This is a genomic window from Ruegeria sp. HKCCD6604 (assembly GCF_013110635.1).
Classification (GTDB): domain Bacteria; phylum Pseudomonadota; class Alphaproteobacteria; order Rhodobacterales; family Rhodobacteraceae; genus Ruegeria.
Genome location: NZ_WVQW01000001.1, coordinates 1,014,887 through 1,039,973, shown reverse-complemented (window position 1 = coordinate 1,039,973; position 25,087 = coordinate 1,014,887). Strand labels below are relative to the sequence as shown.

22 protein-coding genes are annotated in these 25,087 nt (G+C 59.1%); 12 read left to right on the top strand and 10 right to left on the bottom strand.

Going from position 1 to position 25,087, the window contains the following annotated elements; translation table 11 throughout:
* Positions 1–158 precede the first annotated feature (158 nt).
* The 3 genes from GS614_RS05175 to GS614_RS05165 all read left to right on the top strand — a co-directional run bounded on the left by GS614_RS05175 (position 159) and on the right by GS614_RS05165 (position 3,105).
* Complete coding sequence (locus GS614_RS05175) at positions 159–515, top strand: VOC family protein (protein ID WP_171167281.1); 357 nt, start codon at positions 159–161, stop codon at positions 513–515.
* A gap of 107 nt (positions 516–622) precedes the next feature.
* Positions 623–1,900: a DUF3422 family protein gene (locus tag GS614_RS05170; RefSeq protein ID WP_171725651.1), complete on the top strand. Its 1,278-nt coding sequence runs from the start codon at positions 623–625 to the stop codon at positions 1,898–1,900.
* A gap of 68 nt (positions 1,901–1,968) precedes the next feature.
* Entirely contained in the window at positions 1,969–3,105 is a 1,137-nt protein-coding gene (locus GS614_RS05165; RefSeq protein ID WP_171725650.1) for an MFS transporter, read from the top strand.
* A gap of 7 nt (positions 3,106–3,112) precedes the next feature.
* Here the strand turns inward: GS614_RS05165 and GS614_RS05160 are convergent, their stop codons facing one another.
* The 3 genes from GS614_RS05160 to GS614_RS05150 all read right to left on the bottom strand — a co-directional run bounded on the left by GS614_RS05160 (position 3,113) and on the right by GS614_RS05150 (position 6,894).
* On the bottom strand, positions 3,113–4,093 hold the full coding sequence (locus GS614_RS05160) for an ABC transporter permease (protein ID WP_152458617.1): 981 nt from the start codon (positions 4,091–4,093) through the stop codon (positions 3,113–3,115).
* A complete protein-coding gene (locus tag GS614_RS05155) occupies positions 4,086–5,093 on the bottom strand; it encodes an ABC transporter permease (RefSeq protein ID WP_171114986.1) in 1,008 nt (335 codons plus the stop codon). Before GS614_RS05155 ends, GS614_RS05160 begins: the two co-directional genes overlap by 8 nt.
* Before the next feature lie 94 nt (positions 5,094–5,187).
* Positions 5,188–6,894 carry a peptide ABC transporter substrate-binding protein gene (locus GS614_RS05150; RefSeq protein ID WP_152458615.1) on the bottom strand — a complete coding sequence of 569 codons (1,707 nt, stop codon included), beginning with the start codon at positions 6,892–6,894 and terminating at the stop codon, positions 5,188–5,190.
* Positions 6,895–7,179: 285 nt separating this feature from the next.
* Between GS614_RS05150 and GS614_RS05145 the strand changes: the two genes are divergently transcribed.
* Genes GS614_RS05145 through GS614_RS05125 form a run of 5 tightly spaced genes read left to right on the top strand, consistent with a single transcriptional unit; the run spans position 7,180 to position 13,748 of the window.
* Complete coding sequence (locus tag GS614_RS05145; protein WP_171114990.1) at positions 7,180–9,000, top strand: ABC transporter ATP-binding protein; 1,821 nt, start codon at positions 7,180–7,182, stop codon at positions 8,998–9,000.
* 5 nt (positions 9,001–9,005) lie between these two features.
* Positions 9,006–10,175, top strand: coding sequence for an acetylornithine deacetylase (argE, locus tag GS614_RS05140; RefSeq protein ID WP_171725649.1), 1,170 nt, complete (start codon positions 9,006–9,008; stop codon positions 10,173–10,175).
* A gap of 40 nt (positions 10,176–10,215) precedes the next feature.
* On the top strand, positions 10,216–11,382 hold the full coding sequence (locus GS614_RS05135) for a M20 aminoacylase family protein (RefSeq protein WP_171725648.1): 1,167 nt from the start codon (positions 10,216–10,218) through the stop codon (positions 11,380–11,382).
* Between the two features lie 16 nt (positions 11,383–11,398).
* A complete protein-coding gene (locus GS614_RS05130) occupies positions 11,399–12,562 on the top strand; it encodes a M20 aminoacylase family protein (RefSeq protein WP_171725647.1) in 1,164 nt (387 codons plus the stop codon).
* A 22-nt stretch (positions 12,563–12,584) separates the two neighbouring features.
* Entirely contained in the window at positions 12,585–13,748 is a 1,164-nt protein-coding gene (locus tag GS614_RS05125; protein WP_171725646.1) for a M20 aminoacylase family protein, read from the top strand.
* Positions 13,749–13,819: 71 nt separating this feature from the next.
* Here the strand turns inward: GS614_RS05125 and GS614_RS05120 are convergent, their stop codons facing one another.
* Together GS614_RS05120 and moaA are read right to left on the bottom strand one after the other, a co-directional pair.
* Positions 13,820–15,118 (bottom strand): 3-deoxy-D-manno-octulosonic acid transferase, encoded by a 1,299-nt coding sequence (locus GS614_RS05120; protein WP_171725645.1) that lies wholly within the window; start codon positions 15,116–15,118, stop codon positions 13,820–13,822.
* Position 15,119: 1 nt separating this feature from the next.
* Positions 15,120–16,127, bottom strand: a complete 1,008-nt coding sequence (moaA, locus tag GS614_RS05115) for a GTP 3',8-cyclase MoaA (RefSeq protein ID WP_171116477.1) — start codon at positions 16,125–16,127, stop codon at positions 15,120–15,122.
* Between the two features lie 90 nt (positions 16,128–16,217).
* On the opposite strand from moaA, the gene GS614_RS05110 reads away from it, so the two are divergent.
* A complete protein-coding gene (locus GS614_RS05110; protein ID WP_171725644.1) occupies positions 16,218–16,649 on the top strand; it encodes a hypothetical protein in 432 nt (143 codons plus the stop codon).
* On the opposite strand, the gene GS614_RS05105 is transcribed toward GS614_RS05110, so the two are convergent.
* Genes GS614_RS05105 through glmU form a run of 4 tightly spaced genes read right to left on the bottom strand, consistent with a single transcriptional unit; the run spans position 16,637 to position 21,054 of the window.
* Complete coding sequence (locus GS614_RS05105) at positions 16,637–17,323, bottom strand: DNA alkylation repair protein (RefSeq protein WP_171725940.1); 687 nt, start codon at positions 17,321–17,323, stop codon at positions 16,637–16,639. The two genes, GS614_RS05110 and GS614_RS05105, sit on opposite strands and share 13 nt — an antisense overlap.
* Positions 17,324–17,328: 5 nt before the next feature.
* Positions 17,329–17,871, bottom strand: coding sequence for a pyridoxamine 5'-phosphate oxidase family protein (locus GS614_RS05100; protein ID WP_171329724.1), 543 nt, complete (start codon positions 17,869–17,871; stop codon positions 17,329–17,331).
* 3 nt (positions 17,872–17,874) lie between these two features.
* The gene (gene glmS / locus GS614_RS05095) at positions 17,875–19,698 is read right to left on the bottom strand and encodes a glutamine--fructose-6-phosphate transaminase (isomerizing) (protein ID WP_171167300.1); all 1,824 of its coding nucleotides are present in this window, start codon (positions 19,696–19,698) and stop codon (positions 17,875–17,877) included.
* Positions 19,699–19,701: 3 nt separating this feature from the next.
* The gene (glmU, locus tag GS614_RS05090) at positions 19,702–21,054 is read right to left on the bottom strand and encodes a bifunctional UDP-N-acetylglucosamine diphosphorylase/glucosamine-1-phosphate N-acetyltransferase GlmU (RefSeq protein ID WP_171725643.1); all 1,353 of its coding nucleotides are present in this window, start codon (positions 21,052–21,054) and stop codon (positions 19,702–19,704) included.
* 134 nt (positions 21,055–21,188) lie between these two features.
* On the opposite strand from glmU, the gene GS614_RS05085 reads away from it, so the two are divergent.
* From GS614_RS05085 to GS614_RS05075, 3 genes are all read left to right on the top strand, one after another.
* Positions 21,189–21,860: an HAD-IA family hydrolase gene (locus GS614_RS05085; RefSeq protein WP_171725642.1), complete on the top strand. Its 672-nt coding sequence runs from the start codon at positions 21,189–21,191 to the stop codon at positions 21,858–21,860.
* Positions 21,861–21,899: 39 nt separating this feature from the next.
* Complete coding sequence (locus GS614_RS05080) at positions 21,900–23,090, top strand: DegT/DnrJ/EryC1/StrS aminotransferase family protein (RefSeq protein ID WP_171231297.1); 1,191 nt, start codon at positions 21,900–21,902, stop codon at positions 23,088–23,090.
* A gap of 164 nt (positions 23,091–23,254) precedes the next feature.
* Positions 23,255–24,418, top strand: coding sequence for an isovaleryl-CoA dehydrogenase (locus GS614_RS05075; protein WP_171725641.1), 1,164 nt, complete (start codon positions 23,255–23,257; stop codon positions 24,416–24,418).
* 52 nt (positions 24,419–24,470) lie between these two features.
* On the opposite strand, the gene GS614_RS05070 is transcribed toward GS614_RS05075, so the two are convergent.
* Positions 24,471–25,073 (bottom strand): OmpW family protein, encoded by a 603-nt coding sequence (locus tag GS614_RS05070; RefSeq protein WP_171205456.1) that lies wholly within the window; start codon positions 25,071–25,073, stop codon positions 24,471–24,473.
* Positions 25,074–25,087 lie beyond the last annotated feature (14 nt).

The window sequence follows — 25,087 nt, the reverse complement described above, 5'->3', positions numbered from 1 at the left end:
TCGCGTTTGATCCGATTGCAAAGGGCGCCTTCGGGCGCCCTTTTCTTTTTGAGTGTGCATGGGGGCGTTGCCCCCAAACCCCCAGGATATTTCCAGCCAGATGAAGCAGGCGGAGTGTGGTAGTCTGGGGTGGCGGCACAGATGGCAGGAGGTCGAGGATGGAGAAAGTGAATGGTATTGGCGGAGTGTTCTTTCGCGCCCGCGACCCTAAAGCGCTGAGCGCCTGGTATGAGAAGCACCTGGGCGTCAATCATTATGACCCCGTGCCCTGGAAGCAGCGAGAAGGCTATACGGTCTTTGCGCCATTTGAGGAGGACACTGAATATTTCGGACGGACCGATCAACAGTGGATGATCAATTTTCGTGTTGATGACCTGGCCGCGCTGACGGCGCAGCTTGAGCAGGCTGGAATCACGGTGGAAACCAATCCTGACTGGGACAGCGAAGTTGGAAAATTTGCCCGCATCCATGATCCCGAAGGCAACCCCATCGAGCTGTGGCAGCCAAATCAATGAGATAGCAGGGTTGTATACCGTTGTATCCCTGTAAGTATATGAAATAAAAAGAGAATTGATGTATCAATTATGTACCGTATAGTGCGCGTGACGAGGCGGAGCCATACATGACACCGATAGACGACCATCCCCTTCGCTATGCGCTGGCAAATGAACTGCATGCGCGACCGTTCCCGGTCGCGTCAATGCCCTGTACGGTGGTCTTTCTTGCGATCAAAAAGCCCGAGGCCGCTGTGGCGCGCGATCGACGTGAGGATTTGGCTCATTTGATCGACCTGCTGGATCGCCACGGTGCGCAGCACCCTCGGCCGGACGCCACGCATTACGCGGGTCAGATTGGCCGCCATTGGTTGAAGTGGGAGCAGCATACCGAATTCGTGACCTACACGGCGATCGCGCAGAATGTGAGTGATCGCGCCTTTGATCCGGCTGACTTTGAGGTCTTTCCGCCCGATTGGTTGATGGCCAGTCCTGGCCAAAGGGTTACGTCAGTATTGATGCGCGTCGTTGAACGCGACAGTGACGACTTGGTAAAGTCGAAACTGCTGGATTGGTTCGAGCCGGAAAGCCTGGCCGTGTCCAGGGTGTTGGACGATGCAGCGGTTTGTGCCAGTGATTTTCGGATCGATCCGGCAGGTCACATGCGCTTTGCCTTGTTCGTGGCCGAGGGCACCGGACGGCGCCGGACGGGACGGATTATTCAGCGTCTTTGCGAAATTGAAACATACAAGGCGATGTCGATGCTGGGTTTCGCGCGCGTCAAGCAGCTGATGCCGCGTATCGGAGAGCTGGACGGGCAACTCACCCGATTGATGGGGCAGATGACCGGCAACTCGACGCAGCCTGACGCGCTGTTACAGGATTTGCTGGCAACGTCGATCGAGCTCGAGACATTGTCGGCCCGGTGTTCTTTCCGTTTCGGAGCTACGGGGGCGTATGAGGCCATCGTCAACCAGCGGATCGAAGTGTTGCGAGAAGAACGTTTCGAGGGTGGTCAGAATTTCGCTGACTTCATGATGCGCCGATATGACCCTGCAATTCGCACCGTGAAATCCACGGAACGCCGGCTTCAGGCCTTGTCGGATCGGGCGATCCGCGCGGGTGAGTTGCTGCGGACAAGAGTGGATGTGGAACGCAGCGCGCAAAACCAGGCGTTGCTGGAAAGCATGGACCGTCGCGCTGATCTGGCACTGCGCTTGCAACATACGGTCGAGGGGCTTTCCGTGGTTGCCATCAGCTATTACGCGGTTTCGCTGGTCAGCTATCTTTTGTATCCGCTGACGGCCTCTGGCATCAGCAAGGGCATGCTGACGGCAGCGGTTACGATCCCGGTTGTCGCCGGGGTGTGGTACTCGGTGCGACGCATTCGCAAACGGCTCGGTTGAGCAGCAATTGCCAGTGTTCGTCTGACCTGTAGAACAGGGGCATTGGGCAAGCAGAGCGAGGACTTGGGATGATAAGCATAGTTGCAGCATGGCGCGCTGTCGCCGCCATGTTCATTCTGAATGGTGCCCTGTTCGGAATCTGGGCGTCGCGCATTCCCGCCATACGTGACCGCTTGGAACTGTCCCATGAGGCGCTTGGATATGGCCTGTTGTTCATGGCTGCGGGGGCTGTCTGCTCGTTCCCGATAACCGGGCGACTTACGGATCGTTTCGGCGCTGTTGCAATCACCCGGATCATTGCGGTTCTGTACACCGGGTCGCTGATCCTGCTTGCCATGGCCGATGGGCTTTGGGGGCTGGCAGTGTTTCTGTTTGTCTTTGGCGCCTTTCACGGGTCGATGGATGTTGCGATGAATGCATGGGCCGCCGAGGTAGAGCAGGCATATGACAAACCCGTTATGTCCTCGTTCCACGCAATGTGGAGCCTTGGGGCCGGTCTTGGCGCGCTCAGCGGTTATGCCGCGGTTCAGATGGGGCTGACGGTTCTTGTGCACTTCCTGTTGGCGGGTGGCGTGGTTGTTGGCCTTGCGCTTGCGTCATCCTGGGTAAGCTGGACTTCGCGCCAATCCCAAGGGCCTCAGAGTACGGTTTTCGCCTTGCCTTCCGGTGCGTTGATACTGGTTGGCATAGCCGCCTTGTGCGGGGCATTGGGCGAAGGGGCCGTCGCGGACTGGAGCGCGATATATCTGCGTGACATCACAGGGGCGTCCGAAAGCGTCGCTGCCTTGGGCTATGCGGTATTTTCAGTGACCATGGTGGCGTTTCGACTTGCAGGCGCGCTTGTCATCACCCGGTTCGGTCCGGTCGTTTCCGCCCGGTTCGGCGGTATTTGCGCGGCTTTGGGCGTTTTCACGGTGGTTTCAACAGTAACGATCTTGCCCGTGCTGGCCGGCTTTGCATTGATGGGAATAGGTTATGCCGTGATCATGCCGCTGGCATTCAGCCGGGCGGCCAGCGATCCAAGTGTGCCGCCGGGGCAAGCCATCGCAAGTGTTGCGACATTGGGGTATGGGGGGCTGTTGATCGGTCCGCCGTTGATCGGCTTTTTGGCGGAAGTGTTCGGCCTGCGTCTGGCCTTCGCTGTGCTGTTGCCATTGGCCGTTCTGATCGTGCTGTCGGCCGGCGCGCTGAGGCGCGCCGACTGAACTTGTTTCAGCGTCCGCGAATGCGGGGATCCAGCGCATCGCGCAGACCGTCACCCAGATAGTTGACGCTCAGGACAGTCAGCGAGATTGCCAGACCAGGCCAGAATACACGCTCGGGGTATTGCTGTAGATAATCGACTCCGTCGAACAGCAGGCGGCCCCATGTCGGGAAGTCGGGCGGAAAGCCCAGACCCAGGAAGGAAAGCGCGCTTTCGGTAATGATCGCCGTCGCAATCCCCAGCGTCGCCGATACCATGATCGGAGACAACACGTTCGGCAGGATATGCCGCGTGATGATCTGAGTGTTGCTGGTGCCGATGGACCGGGCCGCCAGAACGAATTCACGCTCTTTGATGGCCAGCACGTCACCCCGTACGATCCGCGCCGTAGGCATCCACGAGGTGATACCGATGGCGCAGACGATCAGGATGAAGATCCCGCGCTCCAACCCGAACGCGGCCGACAGGGGTTCACGGAACAGCAGCATCATGACCAGCAGCAAGGGCAGCAGGGGCAGGGCCAGAAACAGGTCTGTCAGACGCATAAGCGGACCATCCAGCCGTTTGAAGAACCCGGCCAGAACACCGATGAAGGATCCCAGGAACAGTGCCAGCAGCATCGCGGTGATGCCCACCGATACCGAGGTTTGACCGCCCGACATCATGCGCGCCAGAATATCCCGGCCCAACTGGTCGGTGCCGAAGGGATGCGCCCAGCTTGGCCCCTGATTGCGGGCCCGGATATCGATCTGCGTTGGATCAATGCTCCAGAGATAGGGGCCCAGATAGACCCCCGCCACGATCAGGATGAACAGCACCGCACCCACCATGGCGCCCTTGTGCGTCTTGAACTGATCCCAGACGTCGCGCCATTGGCTGCGCGGCGGGGTCGTGAGTTCCTCCATCACATCAGCAGTTGGCAGCGCGGTGGATGCCGGGGCCAGACCTTCGTCGGGGATCAGCGTGTCTGACTTGTCGTGATCAGTCATAGCGAATCCTCGGGTCCAGAATGCCATACAGGACGTCGGCGATCAGGTTGAACAGCACGATCAGCACGGCAAAGATGAAGGTCAGGGTTTGTACCATCGGCAGGTCGTTGGCCTGAATGGCGCCAATCAGCAACTGGCCGATACCATTCACCTTGAAAACCTGCTCGGTGATGATGGCGCCGCCGAAGATGGCCGGAATGCCCAGTGCAATGACCGTGACCACGGGGATCATCGAGTTCCGCAGAACGTGGACCATGACCACGGTGTATTCGCTGAGCCCCTTGGCGCGCGCGGTGCGGACGTAATCCTGGTTGAGATTGTCCAGCATCGAGGCGCGCATGAAACGGCTGAGCTGTGCCGTGATCTGCAACGCCAGCACCATGACCGGCATGATCATCTGTTTCAGCTGCACGACGAAGCTGTCCCAGCTGTTGACCACATGCGTAGTGTCATAGATCGACGGGAACCAGCCCAATTGGACTGAAAAGATCACGATCACCAGAACGCCCGAGAAAAACGGAGGGACCGAGAAGCCGACCATCGACACGAAGGTGCCCATCTGGTCGAACCAGGAATACTGGCGATAGGCCGAATAGATGCCGATGGGCAGGGCGATCAGAATGGCGACCACATAGGCGGTGCCGACAACCCACAGGGTCTGCGGGATACGCTGAACGACGATGTCCATGACGGGCGAGCGGGTCTGCCAGGATATCACGCGCAGGTCGCCTGCGGAAAAACTGGTGCCGAAGATGTGGTCGATCAGAACCTGCGGTTCGATCCAGAAGAATTGCACGATCCATTTCCAGAACCGGATATGCATCGGCTGGCCAAGGCCGAGCGCCTCGCGCATCTTTTCCTTGACTTCGGGGGGAACGGTGAGCGGAACCTGCGCCATCGGATCGCCGGGTGCGAGTTCGAGGAGCAGGAAGATGACGAGGCTGATGAAGAGCAGCGTTGGAACGGCCAGCACCAGTCGTCTGATTGTGAAATTAAGCATTAAGAGGCGCCTTTATATGCGTCTTCTTGTTGGGGTGGGATGCAAATGACCGCGCCCCGATAACGATCGGGGCGCGGTTTTGCAAGGTCAGTGCTTAGGAACCGGTCTTGCGGTACCAGTCCGCAATGTTCCACAGCTCGCTGTCCCAAACGTTCAGGACAACGCCACCCAGGGTGTTTGCATGTGCCGACAGGCGACCACGGTGAACCAGCGGGATCATGCCACCATTCTGAACCATGATGTCATTCAGCTGCTTGGCGATTTCCGCACGCGCTTCCAGACCAGCGGTTTCGGCCAATTGAGCGTGCAGCTTGTCGAACTCTTCGTTGCAGAAGCGGCTGATGTTTTCGCCCTGCCACTGCGTCTCGGGACGCGGTGCCTTGTCGCACAGACCGTTGCCCAGATAGGACTGCGGGTCGGTGCCGTTGAAGGTGTTGGCGTACATTTCAACGTCGGCATAGAACTTCTGGAACGTGTCGGGCGAGCCCGGGTCACCACCGAAGAAGACCGATGCGTTGATGTTGCGCAATTCGGTTTCAATGCCGATCTGGCTCCACCATTCCTTGATCAGCGCCTGGAAGTCCTGACGGACAGCGTTGGTCGAGGTCTGATAGACGATCTTCAGCGGAACGCCGTCCTTCTCGCGGACGCCGTCGCCATCGGTGTCGACGATGCCGGCATCATCCAGCAGTTTCTTGGCGCCTTCGATATCCTGCGTGTCGCAGGTCATCGAGGTCGAGTTGAATGCGGCAGGGGCCGGAACCCAGTTGCAGGTCACTTTACCAGCCTGACCATAGCCGATTTCCACCAGCAGCGGACGGTCGATGGCCATCGACATGGCTTTGTAAACGGCCGGATCCTTCAGGAACGGGTGCGGATGCTTGGCCGTCGAACGCTCGCCTTCCGGCAGCTCGGGCGACGGGTTGGTCTGGTTCAGCATGATTCGCTCGACCAGCGGGCCGAAGCCTGCAACCGGCGTACCTTTGCCACCTTCCTGCATCTGTGCGATCACTTCCGGAGCCAGTTGCAGGTTCCAGGCATAGTCAAATTCACCGGTTTCCATGACGGCACGACCTGCAGCCGTCGCGTCACCGCCGCCTTTGAAGGTCACGGTCGCGAAGGCAGGTTTTGCCGGATCACGATAGTTGTCGTTGGCCTTGAAGGTAATCACGTCGTTCGGTTTGAACTCGGTGACGACAAAGGGGCCGGTGCCGATCGGGTTGAAGTTCTGTTCGGTGCATTCCGGGGCTTTGGCGCCCATGCAGTTTTCGAACTGGGCCTTTTGAAGGATCGGGCTTTCACCGCCGACGAACGGGCCATAGGGGAAGGGGGTCGGTGCGTCGAAAGTGACCTTGACGGTCAGGTCATCAACAGCTTCGACCGAGGTGACGCCTTCGAACTTGGTCACCTGCGCGCAGCCACCTTCCGGGTGCATACAGTAATCGGCGGTGAACTTCACGTCAGCAGCGGTGAACGGAGAGCCGTCAGACCATGTGATTCCCGGTGCAATTTTCCATGTGATCGACGTCAGGTCTTCGCTGACACCGCCATTTTCCACGGTCGGGATTTCAGACGCCAGATATGGCACCATGTTGCCGTCCTGGTCGTAGCGGGCAAGCGGCTCGATCACCAGCGAGGCTGATTCCACGTCTTTCGTGCCGCCGGACAGGAACGGGTTCAGGATCGACGGGGCCTGCCAATAGATGATGCTGACATTGCCGTCCGAACCGCGCTCGGCAAAGGCCATCGGGGCCATTGCCGTGCTTGCGATCGCACCTAGCAAAAGGGTTTTGATTTTCATAAGTCACTCCCGAATTGGACACGTTCGTGTCTCGATTATCTCCGCAAGGCCTGCGGGTTTGGCGTTGCCGCTTCGGGGTAAGTTTTTGATCAATAAAGATAATAGCGCTAACGACATAAATCGGCGCTGCCTCCCCAAGGCGGTTACGTTGGGTATCGAAACAGAACTTGAGAAAAATGCAAGTGGTGCCGTCGCGAAAATGTGTAATGGGTTTGACTTTTCCCGGCGGCCCGCCGTAGCGTTCGGCATTCAGAACAAGAATAACCTCGTCAAGGGAGCGCGCACGTGCTGGATCAGCCTATTGCTCAAATCAAAAAACTGCGGGTGGAGTTTCAGACAAAGGACGGTCCCGTTGTTGGTGTTGAGGACGTCTCGTTCGAGGTCAAACCAGGCGAAACCGTTTGTATCGTTGGCGAATCGGGCTCGGGGAAGTCGGTTTCATCTTTGTCCTTGATGCGTCTGGTCGAGTTCGGTGGCGGCGAAATCGCGGGCGGTGAATTGCTGTTTGATCGTCGTGATGGCGAAGAAATGGACCTGGCCAAGGCCGATCAGGATCTGATGAAGCAGATTCGCGGCAACGAGATCGGGATGATCTTTCAAGAGCCGATGACCGCGCTGAACCCCGTTTTCACCGTGGGCCGCCAGTTGACCGAAGGTCTGCGCATCCACAAGGACATGACGAAAGCGCAGGCCGAGGAACGGGCGCTGGAATTACTGCGTCAGGTTCGTATCCCAGAGCCCGAGCGCCGTCTGAAACAATATCCTCACGAGTTGTCGGGCGGGATGCGCCAACGTGTTGTCATTGCGATGGCGATGGCCTGTGAGCCGCGCCTGTTGATTGCCGACGAACCCACCACGGCGCTGGACGTGACAATTCAGGCCGAGATCCTGGCCTTGATGGACCGCCTCAAGCGGGAAACCGGAACTGCGGTGATGTTCATCACCCACGACATGGCCGTGGTTGCCCAGATGGCTGACCGCGTGGTGGTGATGTTCCGCGGCAACAAGGTCGAAGAAGGCACGGTCAAGGAAATCTTTGAAAACCCGCAGCACGACTATACCAAGGCGTTGCTGGCCGCCGTGCCGAAACTGGGCGAGATGCAGGGTAAATCTGCGCCAGAGCCGATGAAGCTGCTGGGGGTCGAAGGGCAGAATATTGCGCCAATTCCGGGTACGGAAGAGGTTCTGCTGACCGTCAAGAACCTGACGACACGGTTCCCGGTCAAAGGCGGGCTTTTGCGGCGCACGATTTCGAACGTTCATGCGGTCGAGGATGTCTCGTTCACTCTGAACAAAGGGCAAACGCTCAGTCTTGTAGGGGAATCCGGGTGCGGCAAGTCTTCGGCAGGGCGCTCGATCCTGCGGCTGGTTGAGCCGTTGGCGGGCGAGATTGATCTGGACGGTGTCGATATCATGAAGCTTGATCCGTCTGGTTTGCGCAAGGCGCGGCTGGACATGCAGATGATTTTCCAGGATCCGTTCGCCTCGCTGAACCCGCAGATGCAGCTGGTCGACCAAGTGGCCGAGCCGATGCGCAATTATGATGTGGCGTCGGGATCCGAACTTCAGGACCGCGTGGCACAATTGTTCGACAAGGTGCAATTGCCGCGCAGCTTCATGCGTCGCTTCCCGCATGAAATGTCCGGCGGTCAGCGTCAGCGGATTGCAATTGCCCGCGCTTTGGCCCTGAACCCCAAGCTGATCATTGCGGATGAGGCGGTCTCGGCCCTTGACGTGTCGGTTCAGGCGCAGGTTCTGAACCTGATGATGGAATTGCAGTCCGAGCTGGGCCTGTCATACCTGTTCATCAGCCACGACATGGCCGTTGTCGAACGGGTCAGCCACTATGTCGGGGTCATGTATCTGGGGCGCATTGTCGAACTTGGGCCCCGGGCGCGGGTGTTCGAGAACCCGCAGCATCCCTATACACAGGCGCTGATGAAGGCGGTTCCGATCGCGGACCCGAACAAGCGGAAATCGGAAAAGGATCTGAATTTCAAACCGATCCCTTCTCCTATTCACCCCACCAACTACACGCCGGAACCTTCGCAATATCAAGAGGTTGAGGCAGGGCACTTCATCCTGACCACCGACAGCGGGTATTGACCCCAATGGCGAAACGCCTGACCCCGCTTGAGATCATGACACAGCTGATCTCATTTCCGACCGTAAGCCGTGATACCAATCTGCCGCTGGTGGATTGGGTTCAGGACTACTTGCAGGGCCACGGAATCGAAAGCCACCGCTGGCCAGATCCGGACCAACCGCACAAGGCCGCGATCTTTGCGCATGTTGGTCCAATGGAAGAAGGCGCGGTGGTTCTGTCCGGTCACACGGATGTCGTGCCGGTGGACGGTCAGCCGTGGGACACTGATCCTTTCACGGTGACCGAGAAAGACGGCAAGTACTTCGGTCGCGGCACCTGCGACATGAAGGGGTTTGACGCCCTGGCCATCTGGGCCCTGGTCGAAGCACAATACGCCAATATCAGCCGGCCGCTTCAGCTGGCGCTCAGCTTTGATGAAGAGGTCGGATGCACCGGTGCGCCGCCCATGATTGAAGCAATGCAACAGGTTCTGCCCAAGGGATCGGCAGTGATAGTGGGTGAGCCGTCGATGATGCAGGCGGTGACGGGGCATAAGGGCGGGTTCGGCATCGATACACATATCGTCGGGTTCGAAGTGCACAGCTCGATCATGCATACTGGCGTGAACGCCATCATGGCGGCGGCGCCTTTGATCGATTGGGCAAATCACAGAAACGCCGAGAGCATGGCCGCTGAGCCGAGCGAAATCGCGGCTGTTTTTGACCCGCCGTGGACCACCTGTCATGTCGGCATGATTGAAGGCGGGACAGCCCACAACATCACTGCCAAAGACTGCAAGTTCATGATGGATTTCCGCACGGTGCCGGACGAAACGCAGGCTGAATGGCGCGAGGTCTATATCGAACAGGTTCGCCAGGTCGAAGCACGGATGCAGGCCGTTCACCCCGATGCCCGCATCGAACTGTCTGAACATTTCGCGATCCCGGGGCTGGTGCCTGAACAGGACGGAGAAGCCGAAGCTTTGGTGCGCGCCCTGACCGGGGACAACGCAAGCCACGTCGTCAGCTACGGGACCGAGGCGGGGCAGTTTCAGGAGGCCGGGTATTCAGCCGTGATCTGCGGTCCCGGCGATATCGCGCAGGCGCATCAGCCGAACGAGTTCATATCAATCGCGCAGTTCGATGCGGGGCACAAGTTTATGCAACGACTGGTTGAAAAGCTCGGCGCAGAGTAGCATTCAACACAGCATCAATTGTTCAGGGGAGGGTCTTGAGATGCCTGTCAAAAACAGACTTGCAGAGATGCATGGCGATATTACCAAGTGGCGCCGCCACCTGCACGCACATCCTGAATTGATGTATGACGTGCACGAAACCGCTGCTTTCGTTGTCGAGCGTCTCAGGGAATTTGGTGTGGATGAGATCACGCCGGGAATTGGCCGGACGGGTGTCGTGGCCGTGATCCGGGGGCGGCAGGATACGACCGGGCGCGTGATCGGGTTGCGTGCTGACATGGACGCATTGCCGATCGAAGAAGCGACGGGGTTGGATTATGCCTCGACCGTATCGGGAAAGATGCACGCCTGCGGGCATGACGGGCATACCTCGATGCTGCTTGGGGCCGCCCAGTACCTGGCTGAAACCCGAAACTTCGATGGCACCGTTGTTCTGATTTTTCAGCCCGCCGAAGAAGGTGGTGCAGGCGGTCTGGCCATGTGTCAGGACGGCCTGATGGATCGCTGGGGCATTGATGAGGTCTATGGCATGCACAATATGCCGGGGTTGCCGGTGGGCGAATTCGCGATCCGACCCGGCGCCTTGCTGGCCTCATCTGATGAATTCGAAATCACGATCACCGGCAAGGGCGGACACGCCGCCGCACCGCATGATGCGGTAGATACTACGCTGGTGGCCTCGCATATCGTCGTGTCGTTGCAATCCGTCGTAGCGCGCACCGTCGATCCGATCAAACGCGTGGTGCTGACCGTGGGTACGTTTGAAACGGACAGTGTCGCGTCGAACGTGATCGCTCATACCGTCCGCTTGCAGGGGACTGTCCGGACGCTCGACCCCGAATACCGCGCCATTGCGGAAGAGCGCGTGCGCAGGATCGCCGAGGATACGGCCTCGGCCTTTGGCGCAAAGGCGGATGTCGTCTGGACGCCCGGCTATCCTGTGACTGTGAATTCCGAGGCCGAAACGGCATACGCTGCCGTGGCGGCCGAGGCCGTGGCGGGCAAGGTCAATGACAGCACTGATCCGATCATGCCGTCGGAAGATTTCGCCTATATGCTTGAAGAACGGCCCGGAGCTTACATCTTTATCGGGAACGGGGACACGGCGATGTGCCATCACCCGGAATACAATTTTGACGACAATGCGATTCCCGCCGGTTGCAGTTGGTTTGCCGAGATCGTGGAACGACGATTGCCCGTGGCATAATTTGAGGGAGAGTGACATGCCGATCAAAAACCGCCTCGCAGAGATGCACGAAGAGATCACAGGCTGGCGGCGTGACATTCACCAACATCCGGAAATTCTGTACGACACGCACCGCACCAGCGCGCTGGTGGCGGAAAAGCTGAAGGAATTCGGCTGTGATGAGGTCGTTACAGGCATCGGTCGCACCGGCGTGGTCGGGGTCATTCGGGGAAAGAGCGACACGCAGGGTCGGGTGATTGGCCTGCGCGCCGACATGGATGCGCTGCCGATGCAGGAACAGACCGGGCTGGACTATGCCTCGAAGACGTCAGGCGCGATGCATGCCTGCGGGCATGACGGGCATACCGCCATGGTTTTGGGGGCGGCAAAGTACCTCTCTGAGACGCGCAATTTCGATGGCACTGCAATCGTGATCTTTCAGCCCGCCGAAGAGGGCGGGAATGGTGCCGAGGCCATGTGCAAGGACGGTCTGATGGACCGGTTCAGCATTCAGGAAGTCTATGCGATGCACAACGTACCGGGCCTGCCCACCGGGCAGTTCGCGATCCGTTCGGGCCCATTGCTGGCTGCGGCGGACGAATTTGACATCCATCTTGAAGGGCGCGGAGGTCACGCTGCGAAACCCCATGAGACGGTCGATACGACGGTGATGCTGTCGCAAATGATCGTGGCATTTCAGACGATCGTGTCGCGCAATGCGGATCCGATCCTGCAAGCCGTGCTGTCGGTGACGTCCGTTGAGACGTCTTCGACAGCGTTCAACGTGATCCCGCAATCGGCGCGGATACGCGGCACGGTCCGGACCCATTCCAACCAGATGCGTGATCTGATCGAACAGCGCCTCAAAGAGGTCGCCGAAGGGATTGCAGCAACATTCGGTGGTTCCGTGAACGTCAATTACACGCGTGGCGTTCCGGTGACGATCAACGCCGAAACTCAAACGGGATATGCGGCAGAAGCCGCGGTCTCGGTCGGGGGCAGCTGCATCGAGGCACCGATGGTCATGGGGGGCGAGGATTTCTCGTTCATGCTGGAGGAACGGCCCGGAGCCTTCATCGTTCTGGGCAACGGTGACAGCGCAGGGTTGCACCACCCTGAATACAACTTCAACGACGAGATCATCCCGATCGGATGCTCGTGGTTTGCAGAAATGGTCGAGCGCCGAATGCCGGCGGCTTGAACTGAATTAGGAGAGAGAAGACATGCCAGTCAAAAACCGCTTTGCCGAGTTGCAGGATGAGATCACCGCCTGGCGACGGGATCTGCACGAAAACCCGGAAATCCTGTTCGAAACGCACCGCACCAGCGCAATGGTGGCCGAGAAATTGCAGGAGTTCGGTTGCGATGAGGTCGTCACCGGCATCGGGCGCACCGGCGTTGTTGGCGTGATCAAGGGCAAATCGGACAGCAGCGGCAAGGTGATCGGTCTGCGGGCGGATATGGACGCGTTGCCAATTCATGAGGCGACGGGATTGGACTATGCCTCGAAAACACCGGGCGCGATGCATGCCTGCGGCCATGATGGCCACACGGCGATGCTTTTGGGTGCTGCGAAATACCTGTCGGAAACCCGAAACTTCGATGGCACGGTCGTTGTGATCTTCCAGCCTGCCGAAGAGGGCGGCGGTGGTGGTCGTGAAATGTGTGAAGATGGCATGATGGACCGCTGGAATATTCAGGAAGTCTACGGCATGCACAACTGGCCGGGACAACCTGTGGGCAAGTTCGCCATCCGTCCCGGTTCCTTCTTTGCCGCAACCGATCAGTTCGACATCACTTTTGAAGGGCGAGGTGGTCATGCGGCCAAGCCGCATGAAACAGTAGATACCACGGTACTGGCCGCGCAGGCGGTGTTGGCGCTTCAGACGATTTCCTCGCGCAATGCCGACCCTATCGATCAGGTCGTGGTGTCGGTGACGTCGTTCGAGACCTCGTCGAAAGCGTTCAACGTGATCCCGCAGACTGTTCAGATCAAGGGTACCGTGCGCACCATGAGCAAGGATATGCGGGATCTGGCCGAAAAGCGGATCAATGAGATCTGCAATGGTGTGGCGGCAACGTTCGGAGGCACCGCCGATGTGACCTATATCCGCGGGTATCCGGTGATGGTGAACAGTGAAGAGCAGACAGAGTTTGCAGCAGCTGTTGCCCGGTCGGTATCTGGTGATTGTGATGATGCGCCTTTGGTCATGGGCGGCGAGGATTTTGCCTTTATGCTGGAGGAGCGCCCAGGCGCCTATATTCTAGTGGGTAACGGCGATACGGCCATGGTTCACCACCCGGAATACAACTTCAACGATGAGGCGATTCCCGCCGGGTGCAGCTGGTGGGCAGAGATCGTCGAGCAGCGGATGCCGGCGGCCTGATGGGGCGGGTGGGGGCTCTGCCCCCACACCCCCGGGATATTTTTGGCCAGATGAAGAAGGATCCCGCCTACTTACGTCAGGTCGAGCGAACGGCACAGCGTTTCCACGACGGAATCCAGTGCGTTGCTTTGCGTCTTGACGCAGGATTGGGCGGCGCTGCGGGCCCGGGTCAGGGCTTGGTCGTCTGAAAGCCAATGGTCGACCGCCGCAGAGAGATCTGTTTCGGTTTGAACCTCGATGGCGCCACCGGTTTTGATCAACGGCGCGAATGTTTCAGCAAAATTGAAGTATCCGGGACCGGTTATCACGGCGGCTCCGGCCTGGGCGGGTTCGAAAGGGTTGTGGCCGCCGATATTTTTAAGGGAGCCGCCCAGGAACACGATGGGAGACAGAGCGTACCATGTGCCGGTCTCGCCCAATGTGTCGGCGACATATACTTGGGTTTCGGTTTTGATCAGGGAACTTTCTGATCGGAACGCGGCGTTGAGATCGGAGGCGTCCAGTAGTTTTGCGATATCGCCGCGGCGCTCTGGGTGGCGGGGGATCAGCAACAGCAGCAGATCGGGCCAGCGTTCCAGAAGTGATTTATGCGCGGCCAGAACGATTTCCTCTTCACCGGCATGGGTTGAACTGGCGATCCACACAGGTCTGCCAGAAATCTGAGAACCAATGTCGTCCAGCGTGCCGTGGTCTATGGGAAGAGGGTCTGACATGGCCTTGAGATTGGTGCCGGGCCGGACGCGGCCGACAGGGGCACCCATGGCTATCAGGTTGGCTGCGGTTTTGCCGTTTTGTGTCAGGAACAGGTTGAACTTGCTCAATACGAACCGCGCTGTTCTGGGGCGTTTTTTCCAACCGGCAACGGACTTGTCCGACAGTCGTGCATTCAGAAGGGCCAGCGGAACGCCGCGTCTGGCGCTTTCGACGATCAAACGCGGCCATATTTCACTTTCGACGAAAACTCCGCCCTCTGGTTGCCAATGGTTCAGAAAGCGCCGGACCGGGCCTGCCGTGTCCAGCGGCGGGAATTGATGCCGTGTGCGGGACGGCAGGCGTTTTTCGATCAGAGCCGCTGAGGTCGGGGTGCCCGAGGTGATCAGAAACTCGGCCTCAGGCAGGCGATCTGCCAGCCGTCTGATCAGGCTGAGAACCGAAAGGCTTTCGCCGACGCTGGCGGCGTGGAACCAGACCAAACGCCCATTCGGTCTGGGCAGGCTGGCATGGCCAAGGCGTTCTTGTTGACGCTTGTCGGGTACGTTTGCTTCCCGCAGCTTGTTCCGAACGACCCGCCATATCAGGGGCGCGGCCAGAGACGTGAGGGCGCGGTACACATGGTACAACGCCGTGGGGCGGCCGTCGTGATCCGGCATATCAGCCGCCTGTATGGCTCATGTGACGGCTCATCCGGCCATCGACGGCTTGGCGGGAATAGTCGAAGTCATGCCCTTTGGGCTTGAGATTGATCGCAGATCGGATCGCGTCTTCAAGTGGCTGTTCGGTGTCGGTATGATCGCGCAGGGCGCCGCGCAGGTCGGCCATGTCTTCCTGACCCAGGCACATGTAAAGTTCGCCCGTGCAGGTTAGGCGGACCCTGTTGCAGCTTTCACAGAAATTGTGCGACAGTGGCGTTATGAAACCGATTTTCTGGCCGGTTTCCTCGAGCCGCACGTAACGGGCCGGGCCACCGCTGCGTTCGGCCAGATCGGTGACCGAATAGCGGTTTTCGTATTCTTTCCGCACGTCCTTGAGCGACCAGTACTGATCCAGGCGGTCTTCGTTTCCTATATCGCCCATGGGCATGACTTCGATCCAGGTCAGATCCATATCCCGCTGGGCGCACCATTCCGTGATTTTGGGAAGTTCGGGCTCGTTGAACCCTTTCAGGGCAACGGCATTTATCTTGATCCGCAGGCCAGCTTTTTGCGCGGCGTCGATTCCGTTCAAAACCTGTTTCAGGCGACCCCAGCGCGTCACCTTGGCAAACTTGTCATCATCCAGAGTGTCCAGCGAGACATTCACCCGACGCACACCGGCCGCATAAAGGTCTTCGGAAAATCGGTGCAGTTGCGAACCGTTGGTTGTCAGCGTCAACTCCTTCAATGCACCGCTGTCCAGATGACGTGTCATCGAATTGAAGAACGTCATGATGTTGCGACGCACCAAAGGCTCACCACCCGTAATGCGCAGCTTTTCGACCCCCATTCTGACGAAGGTCGAACACATCCGGTCCAGTTCCTCCAATGTCAGCAGGTCTTTCTTGGGCAGAAAGGTCATGTTCTCGGACATGCAATACACGCAGCGGAAGTCGCAGCGATCCGTGACGGAGACGCGGAGATACGTGATGGCGCGGGCAAACGGGTCGATTAGCGGAGCTGTCATGCCATATAGGTAAAGCTGGAACATGGCCGCGACAAGGGCGAACTGCGCTTTGCGCTGGAACAGGTGGGCGCAGGGTTGTAGGTTTCCGGCATGAAGAAAATACTTGTTTTGACATGTGTAATGACGGCCGGATGCGACGCCGTGCAGTCAACGACTGACCGAGTGTTCGGCGGGGGCGACGCGCCCGCCCAGACGGTGCCTGACACGGAAACGGGCACAGCAGTTGCCGAAGAGGTGTTGCAACCTGAACCGGTTTCCGCGCGCCCGAACTGGGTTGGCGCGAAAACCACCATCGCCGGGCTTGGGGATCCGACCACTCCGGGGCGCTGGATGCAGACACCGCTGGTAGACAGCGAAGTTACGGCGCGTGTCGTCGTGCCACGGACCGGGGCGCAGGCCTATATCACGTTGGTCCCGGTTTCCGGTCCGGACAGCAGCGGCAGCCGCTTGTCGCTGGACGCCATGAGGGCCCTGCTGGTGCCCTTCGACGAACTTGTCGAGCTTGAGGTCTATGTGAACTGATTTTTCAGGTATTTGCCTGCTTCGCGGCGGGCAAACGGCTTCATGGCATCACCGTGCTGTTTCAGAAAGGCGATCACGCGTTCCGGGTCATGTTTGGACAGTTCGCGCAGCCACCAGGCGATGGATTTCTGGATGAACCAGTCGCGGTCCGAAACATATCCCGCAGCCCAGCCAAGGATGCGATCACGGCGGTGCAGATCGTCAGGCTTGGGGTGGTTCTGTTTGGTCCAGGGCAGGGTTGCGACCAAGGCGGCGCGCCGGGTCCACATGTGATCGGACCGGGTCCACAGCTCGACCTCGTCCAACCGTTCGGGATCTGCTGAAAGCCGTTTTTGCATCGCCATGCACGCGTGGTCCGCAACGGCCCAGGCATCGAAATCCGGCAGCCAGCTTTGAAGCAAATTCCAAACCGCCGCATCCGGTCGGATGCGTGCCTGAGTCAAAAGTTTGGATGCGGCAAGTCGCCCTTCGTGGATGTTGCTTTGCCACAGCCCGTCCGCCAATGCGACCCGCGCCGGTACGTCCAGTTCTTTCCGCCACGCCTTGGTCAGGTCGTTGAGAACCGGGTTCGCGACGCCCAGATAGATGCGATCCGCCTTGTGGTAACTGGCCATCTGGGTTGCCCGCTCGGGGTCGCCATGCGCTTTGATCTGATCGAGATATCCACTCAGCATCGGGCTCACGTCGGTACGCCGGTTGGCTTTCCATCAATCGTATGGCTGTTCCTTTCCACCCAATACGAGCGGATGTCCTCGTCTGATTTTCCATCCACCCATTTCTGCATCGTATCGCGGTCGGATTGGAATTCCATGAATGGTACGGCATAGCCGCAAGAGGTCTGTACCATGTCTATCGACTGGTCATAGATCTGCCGTGCGCTTCGGTGATTTGGGAATAGGCCGGCAAGGTCGTCCCATCCATCATCCCCGACATGCAGGCAACGTGCCGTGCCATAGGTGCGCAGGATCATCGGACGTGTGGTGAAAGAACACCACATCAGCGTCATCCTGTTGACCTGCAAAAGATGCCCCGCCGTTTCATTGCCACTGCCGGTCAGGTTCATCCAGACGATGCGGTTCGGCCCCAGTACCCGCAGCGAGTCCATTCCCTTGGGGGAAATATTGACACGACCTTCGGCGCCAGCGGTGCCGACGAAGAACATGTGCTGATCTTCGATGAATTTTTGATGCGCTTCCTCAAGCTGTGGGAACTGCTTGGCCATAATTCACTCCACCGTGACCGACTTTGCCAGATTGCGCGGCTGATCCACATCGGTGCCCTTGGCAACCGCCGTGTGATAGGCCAGCAATTGCGCGGGAACCGAATACAGGATCGGTGCAAGACTGGTGTGAACATGCGGCATGCGGATGGTGCTCCAGACGCCGTCGCCGGCCTCGTCAATGCCGTCATCATCAGAGACCAGGATCACCTTGCCCTTGCGCGCCATCACTTCCTGCATATTCGATACGGTCTTGTCGAACACGGTGTCACGGGGTGCCATGACAACCACGGGCATATGCTTGTCGATCAGGGCGATGGGGCCGTGTTTCAACTCTCCTGACGCATAACCTTCGGCGTGGATATAGCTGATTTCCTTCAGCTTCAGCGCGCCTTCCATTGCCAGCGGATACATCAGGCCACGGCCCAGAAACAGGACGTCGCGTGCCTCGGACAGGCGTTGGGCGGCTTTGCGGATTGCCCGGTTCTGATCGAGTGCGGCGTTCAATACGGTCGGCAACCCGCGCAGCGCGGCGGCATGATCGGCGATGTCCTCATCCGTCATCGTGCCCCGGTCTGCTGCGGCCTTGAGCGCCAGCATCAGCAGCACGCTCAACTGGCAGGTGAAGGCTTTTGTCGACGCCACTCCGATTTCGACACCGGCATGGATCGGCAAGGCGATATCGCTTTCGCGTGCAATCGAGCTTTCGGGCACGTTGACGACCGAAACGATCTTGTCTGCCTTGCCCTCACAATACCGCAACGCGGCCAGCGTGTCGGCGGTTTCGCCCGACTGGCTGACGAAAAGCGCCAGTGTTCGATCCGTGATCGGAGGTTCGCGATAGCGGAACTCGCTGGCGATATCGACCTCGACCGGCATCTTGGCCAGTTGCTCGAACCAGTATTTCGCGGTCAGGCAGGCGTAAAACGCGGTGCCGCAGGCCACCATGGTCAGACGGTCTAGCTTGCTAAAATCCAGATCGGCATCGGGCAGTGCCACGCGGTCACCACCCGTGGGCAGGTAGGACCGGATCGCCTCTGCTACAACGATGGGCTGTTCAGCGATTTCCTTGGCCATGAAATGCTTGTGCTCGCCCTTGTCCGCACGCGTATGATCCAGCTTGATCTTGCGCTTTTCCCGGTTGGCCAGCTCACCGGCTTCGTTGCGGATTTCAAGCGACGTTCGCGTCAGAACCGCGCGGTCGCCTTCTTCCAGATATGTGATCTGGTTGGTCAGAGGCGCCAGGGCGATGGCGTCAGAGCCCACATACATCTCGCCATCCCCATGGCCGATGGCCAGTGGTGATCCCTTGCGGGCCGCCACGATCAGGTCGTCCTCTCCGTCGAACAGAAAGGCCAGCGCAAAGGCGCCTTCCAACTGGTCGATCGTCTTGAACGCGGCCTCAACCGGGGACAGGCCCGAGTTCAGGTGGTGTTCCGTCATGAGGGCAACCGTTTCCGTGTCGGTTTCGGTTTGGAAATCAACGCCATGTTCGGCCAGTTCGGCCCTCAGGTCGCGATAGTTTTCGACGATGCCGTTGTGAACGACGGCCACAGGGCCCGCCTTGTGCGGATGTGCATTGTTGACCGACGGGGCGCCATGCGTGGCCCAGCGGGTATGGCCTATGCCGGATTTTCCGGGAAGAGGATCATGCACCAGAAGGTCGCTGAGGTTGACCAGCTTGCCAACCGCGCGCCGCCGGCCCAATGCGCCGTCGTTGACGGTTGCAATCCCGGCGCTGTCATAGCCGCGATATTCCAGCCGTTTCAGGGCTTCTACCAGAATAGGGGCGGCCTCGTGCTGCCCCAAAACACCTACTATTCCACACATATCTCAGGCCTTTTTATCGCGGCGAGCCTTTTTCGCCTTCAACATATCAAACAATTTGCGCGCATATCCGGGCTTGTTTTCCTGCTTGGCCCGCGCAACAGCCAGCGCATCAGGGTCCACATCCCTGGTCACGACAGTGCCCGTCGCGGTCATCGCGCCGTCGCCCACTGTGACCGGCGCCACCAGCATGGTGTTCGAGCCGACAAAGACATTCTCACCAATCGTGGTCTTGTGCTTCATCACGCCGTCATAGTTGCAGGTGATCGTGCCCGCGCCGATGTTGGTCGCAGCGCCAACCGAAGCGTCCCCGATATAGCTGAGGTGATTGACCTTCGCGCCTTCGGCGATTTCGGCATTCTTGATCTCGACAAAATTGCCGACCCGCGTGTTTTCGGCCAGTTCGGCTCCGGGGCGCAGGCGCGCGTAGGGGCCGACGACAGCGCCCCGGCTGACATGGCAGCCCTCAAGATGTGAAAAGGCGCGGATCGTTGCGCCGCTTTCGACCGTGACGCCCGGGCCGAACACCACATTCGGTTCGATCACCGTATCGCGCCCGACCACCGTATCTGCGGCCAGATACACCGTGTCAGGCGCCATCAAGGTGACGCCCAGGTCAAGCAGCTCGGCACGGGCGCGCGCCTGAAATACGGCATCGGCGGCCGCCAGATCAACGCGAGAGTTCACGCCCAGCGTCTGCGCCTCGTCGCACGCGACTGCGGTCACGTTAAGCCCCCGACGGCGCGCAATTTCAACCACGTCGGTCAGATAGTATTCGCCCGAAGCGTTGTCGTTTCCGACCTCATCGATCAGCGAAAACAGCAGCTGCGCATTGCAGGCCAAAAGCCCTGAATTGCAGAATGTTATGGATCGTTCTTCATCCGACGCATCCTTGAATTCGACAATGCGTTCCAGCACGTCGCCATTCATAACCAGCCGGCCATAACGGGCGGGATCGGCTGCTTCAAAGCCAAGAATAACAAGGTCATTCCCTGACCGTGCCTCGATCATCCTTTCCAGCGTGTCGGGCTGCAAGAACGGGGTGTCGCCGTAAAGAACGACCACATCACCTTCGAACCCGCTCAATGCGCTTCGGGCCTGGGCGACCGCATGGGCCGTACCCAACTGGTCTTCCTGCACAGTGATCTGCGCCCCTTCATCCTCGGCCCGTGCAACCTTTGCCACAGCTTCGGACCCGTGGCCGGTGACGATCACGGTGTGTTCGGGCGACAGGACAGATCCGGCGCGCATCGCATGGATCAGCATCGGAACCTGAGCGATGGGATGCAGAACTTTGGGAAGGTCCGAATTCATCCTGGTGCCTTTTCCGGCGGCAAGGATGACAAGGGCAGTGGTCATGAATTCGTTTTCTCTTTGTGTTTTGTTGCCTTCCGTTTTATCCGCTGAGGTCAAAGGCGCAAGCCGTTCGGCCATCAAACAAGATTGCCGATTGAAACAGGATACGGCGAAAACCTGCCGAGCAAGGGGGCGAAATGCGCACCGTCATCTTCGATCTGGACGGCACTTTGGCGGACACATCCGGCGATTTGCTGGCGGCCGCGAACCATTGTTTCCGCATGATGGGGCACGGGGATGTACTGGTCCACGGGCCAGATTCCGGTGTGGCGCTGCGAGGTGGACGCATGATGCTGACCCACGGGCTAAAACGAGTCGGGGCCTATGACGAGGATACGGTGCAGGCCTATTACCCGGTACTTCTTGAGGCCTACGCGCAGGACATCGACACCCACACCAGTTTCTACCCGGGTGCACTACAGGCGGTCGAGGTGCTGAGTGACGCGGGTTACGGTGTGGGCATTTGCACGAACAAACCGGAACATCTGGCCGAATTGTTGCTGACGCGCATGGGGGTGCGGGACCGTTTTGCATCTTTGGTCGGGGCCGATACGCTGCCGGTACGCAAACCGGACCCGGCGCCTTTGCGTGAAGCCGCGCGCCGTGCCGGGGGCGATCCGAACTTGTGCGTGCTGGTCGGAGACTCGGATACCGACCGCAATACCGCCAGGGCGGCGGGCGTTCCTTCGGTGCTGGTTACCTTCGGGCCATCGGGGGATGACATGGCGGCGCTGGAACCCGAAGCCCTTCTGCATCATTTTGACGACTTGCCCGGCCTTGTGCCTGATCTGATCGGTGCGGCAGCCTGAAACCTTGACCGGACCCTTTCGGAGCCTCAGAACAAGACCATGACCGACGTATTCTCTGGCAGCTTTACGCAGCAGGAACCCCTTTCGGAAGATGCAATCGAGGCGGCACTGGCCGTTCTGCGCCATGGGCGTCTGCATCGATACAATGTCGTCCCCGGAGAGTTGGGGGAAACGGCCCTGCTGGAGCAGGAATTTGCCGCGCAGATGGGGGCCAAATACTGTCTTGCGGTTTCGTCTGGCGGTTACGCTCTGGCCACGGCCCTGCGTGCGGTAGGCGTGCAGCCGGGCGATCCGGTTTTGACCAATGCGTTCACGCTGGCCCCGGTGCCGGGGTCGATTGCCTCGGTCGGAGGGCGGGCAATTTTTGTCGGAGTGACGGAAGACCTGACCATTGATCTGGATGATCTTGAGGGCAAGCTGGATCAAGCCCGTGTTCTGATGCTCAGCCATATGCGCGGGCATCTGTGTGATATGGACCGGCTGATGCAGATGTGTGACGCGGCCGGGGTGATCGTGATCGAGGATTGCGCACACACGATGGGGGCAGCCTGGCGCGGTCAGTTGTCAGGACGGCAGGGCGCGATCGGGTGTTATTCCTGTCAGACCTACAAGCACGTCAATTCGGGCGAAGGGGGCTTGCTGGTCACCGATGACGAGGAACTGGCGGCCAAGGCCACCATGTTGTCGGGGTCCTACATGTTGTACGAACGCCATCTGGCGGCGCCGGGGCCTGAGGTGTTCGAGCGGATCAAATACACCACGCCCAACGTTTCTGGCCGGATGGACAATTTGCGCGCGGCGATCCTGCGCCCGCAATTGCGGGATCTGGACCGGCAGGTGGCCCGGTGGAACGAACGTTATCGCGAGATCGAAACCGGGTTGCGGGGTACGCCGGGTCTGACGATCGTCGAACGGCCCGAAGAGGAAACCTATGTCGGTTCTTCGATTCAGTTCCTGCTGCTGGATTGGGCGCCTGAACGGATAGCCGAAGTGATCAGCCGTTGCGCGGCGCGTGGGGTTGAGTTGAAGTGGTTCGGCGGTGCCGAACCGACAGGATTCACGTCGCGCTATGACAGTTGGCGATATTTCGATAGCGAGCGGATGCCGGAAAGTGACCGCGTTCTGGCCGGCGTTATGGATATGCGCGTGCCTTTGACGTTTTCCCTGGAGGATTGTCGATTGATCGCCCGGATCATCCGGGCCGAAGTGAGCGCGGTTTATCAGTCTTGACCAAGCGGAGTGCGCCTGCGGCGCACGCTCGATCTTTTGAAACGCCGCCCTTTTCGGGGCGGTGTTTTCCGTTTTGGACGCGCTGTCACAAAGATTGACCGGCAAAAGATTCACTGCTAGAGATTTATTGAACACTTGTTCATTAAAGCGGAGGGAAGACGCAGATGTTCATGGCCACGATGAAGTTCGATCTGGGTGAGGATGTGAATGCCCTGCGCGAGATGGTGCATCGCTGGGCGCAGGAGCGTGTCAAGCCGATGGCGGCCGAGATCGATTCAAAAAATGCCTTTCCGAACGAGCTGTGGAAAGAGATGGGAGAGCTTGGTCTGCTGGGTGTTACCGTGCCGGAAGAGTACGGCGGTGCAGGCATGTCTTATCTGGCGCATACGATCGCCGTCGAAGAGGTCGCGCGCGCTTCAGCTTCGGTTTCTTTGTCATACGGGGCGCATTCGAACCTGTGTGTAAACCAGATCAAGCTGAACGGCAATGAAGAACAGAAGCAGAAATACCTGCCGCGGCTGATCTCGGGCGAGCATGTGGGGGCGCTGGCCATGTCGGAGCCTTCGGCCGGGTCGGATGTGGTGTCGATGAAGCTGCGCGCGGAAAAGCGGAACGACCATTATCGTCTGAACGGCAACAAATACTGGATCACCAACGGGCCGGATGCGGATACTCTGGTGGTTTATGCCAAGACCGACCCCGATGCCGGATCGAAGGGTATTACCGCATTTCTGATCGAAAAAGAGATGAAGGGTTTTTCAACCTCGCCCCATTTCGACAAGCTGGGTATGCGCGGGTCGAACACGGCTGAACTGATCTTTGAAGATGTAGAGGTGCCGTTCGAGAACGTGTTGGGCGAAGAGGGCAAGGGTGTTGCCGTGCTCATGTCGGGGCTGGATTATGAACGGGTCGTGCTGGCAGGCATCGGGACCGGCATCATGGCCGCCTGTCTGGACGAAGTGATGCCTTATCTGGCGGAACGCAAGCAGTTCGGCAAACCCATCGGCAGCTTTCAGTTGATGCAGGGCAAGATTGCCGACATGTACACCGCGATGAACTCGGCGCGGGCATATGTCTATGAGGTCGCCAAGGCGTGTGACCGCGGTGACGTGACCCGGCAGGATGCGGCAGCGTGCTGCCTTTACGCGTCGGAACAGGCGATGGTTCAGGCCCATCAGGCGGTTCAGGCGCTGGGCGGGGCGGGCTTCCTGTCGGATGCGCCAGTCAGCCGGATTTTCCGGGATGCCAAGCTGATGGAAATCGGCGCAGGCACCAGCGAGATTCGCCGGATGCTGATCGGCCGCGAAATGATGAATGAAATGCTCTGAAAGAAAGAACGCCCTGCGGGCGAGGTAACCGCAGGGCGCTTTGGAAACGGGATCAGAACCGATGGACGTAGGAAACACCGACCAGCCAGGGATCGATTTCCGCGGTGCCGATGGGCGCGCCGTTGAGCGAGACGTCCGAGTCAATATCGAACCAGCGCACGTTCAGGCGGATCGCCCCGTTGTCGGTGACCATGTAATCCAGACCGGCCTGCAACGAGACGCCGAAGGAGTCATCGACCTTGATGTTACCCAGGGGCGATTGCTCGTCGAAGAAGATCGTATAGTTGAGACCGGCGCCGACATAGGGTTTCCAGGCGCTGTTGGTCGGGAAGTGATAGTTCAGCGACAAGGTGGGCGGCAGGTGCTTGACCGTGGCCGCGTCCGTACCGCCAAGGGCCACGGTGTGTTTGAACGGGGTCGCAGCCAGAAGCTCAATGCCCAGGTTGTCGCGAATAAAGTATTCGGCGGTGAAAATCGGGCGGGTGTCCGCGTCGATCGTCGCTGCCGCACCGGCCAGCGTGCCGTTGTCGGATTTCGGGTCCAGATAGCCAACACCGATACCCAGCGTCCAGTCCCCTTGCGACTGGGCCAAAGCCGGAGCCGCCAGGGCGGCCAACGCGGTAGACAGTGTCAAAGCGGCGAGTTTCTTTGTCATATTCTTGCCTTTGG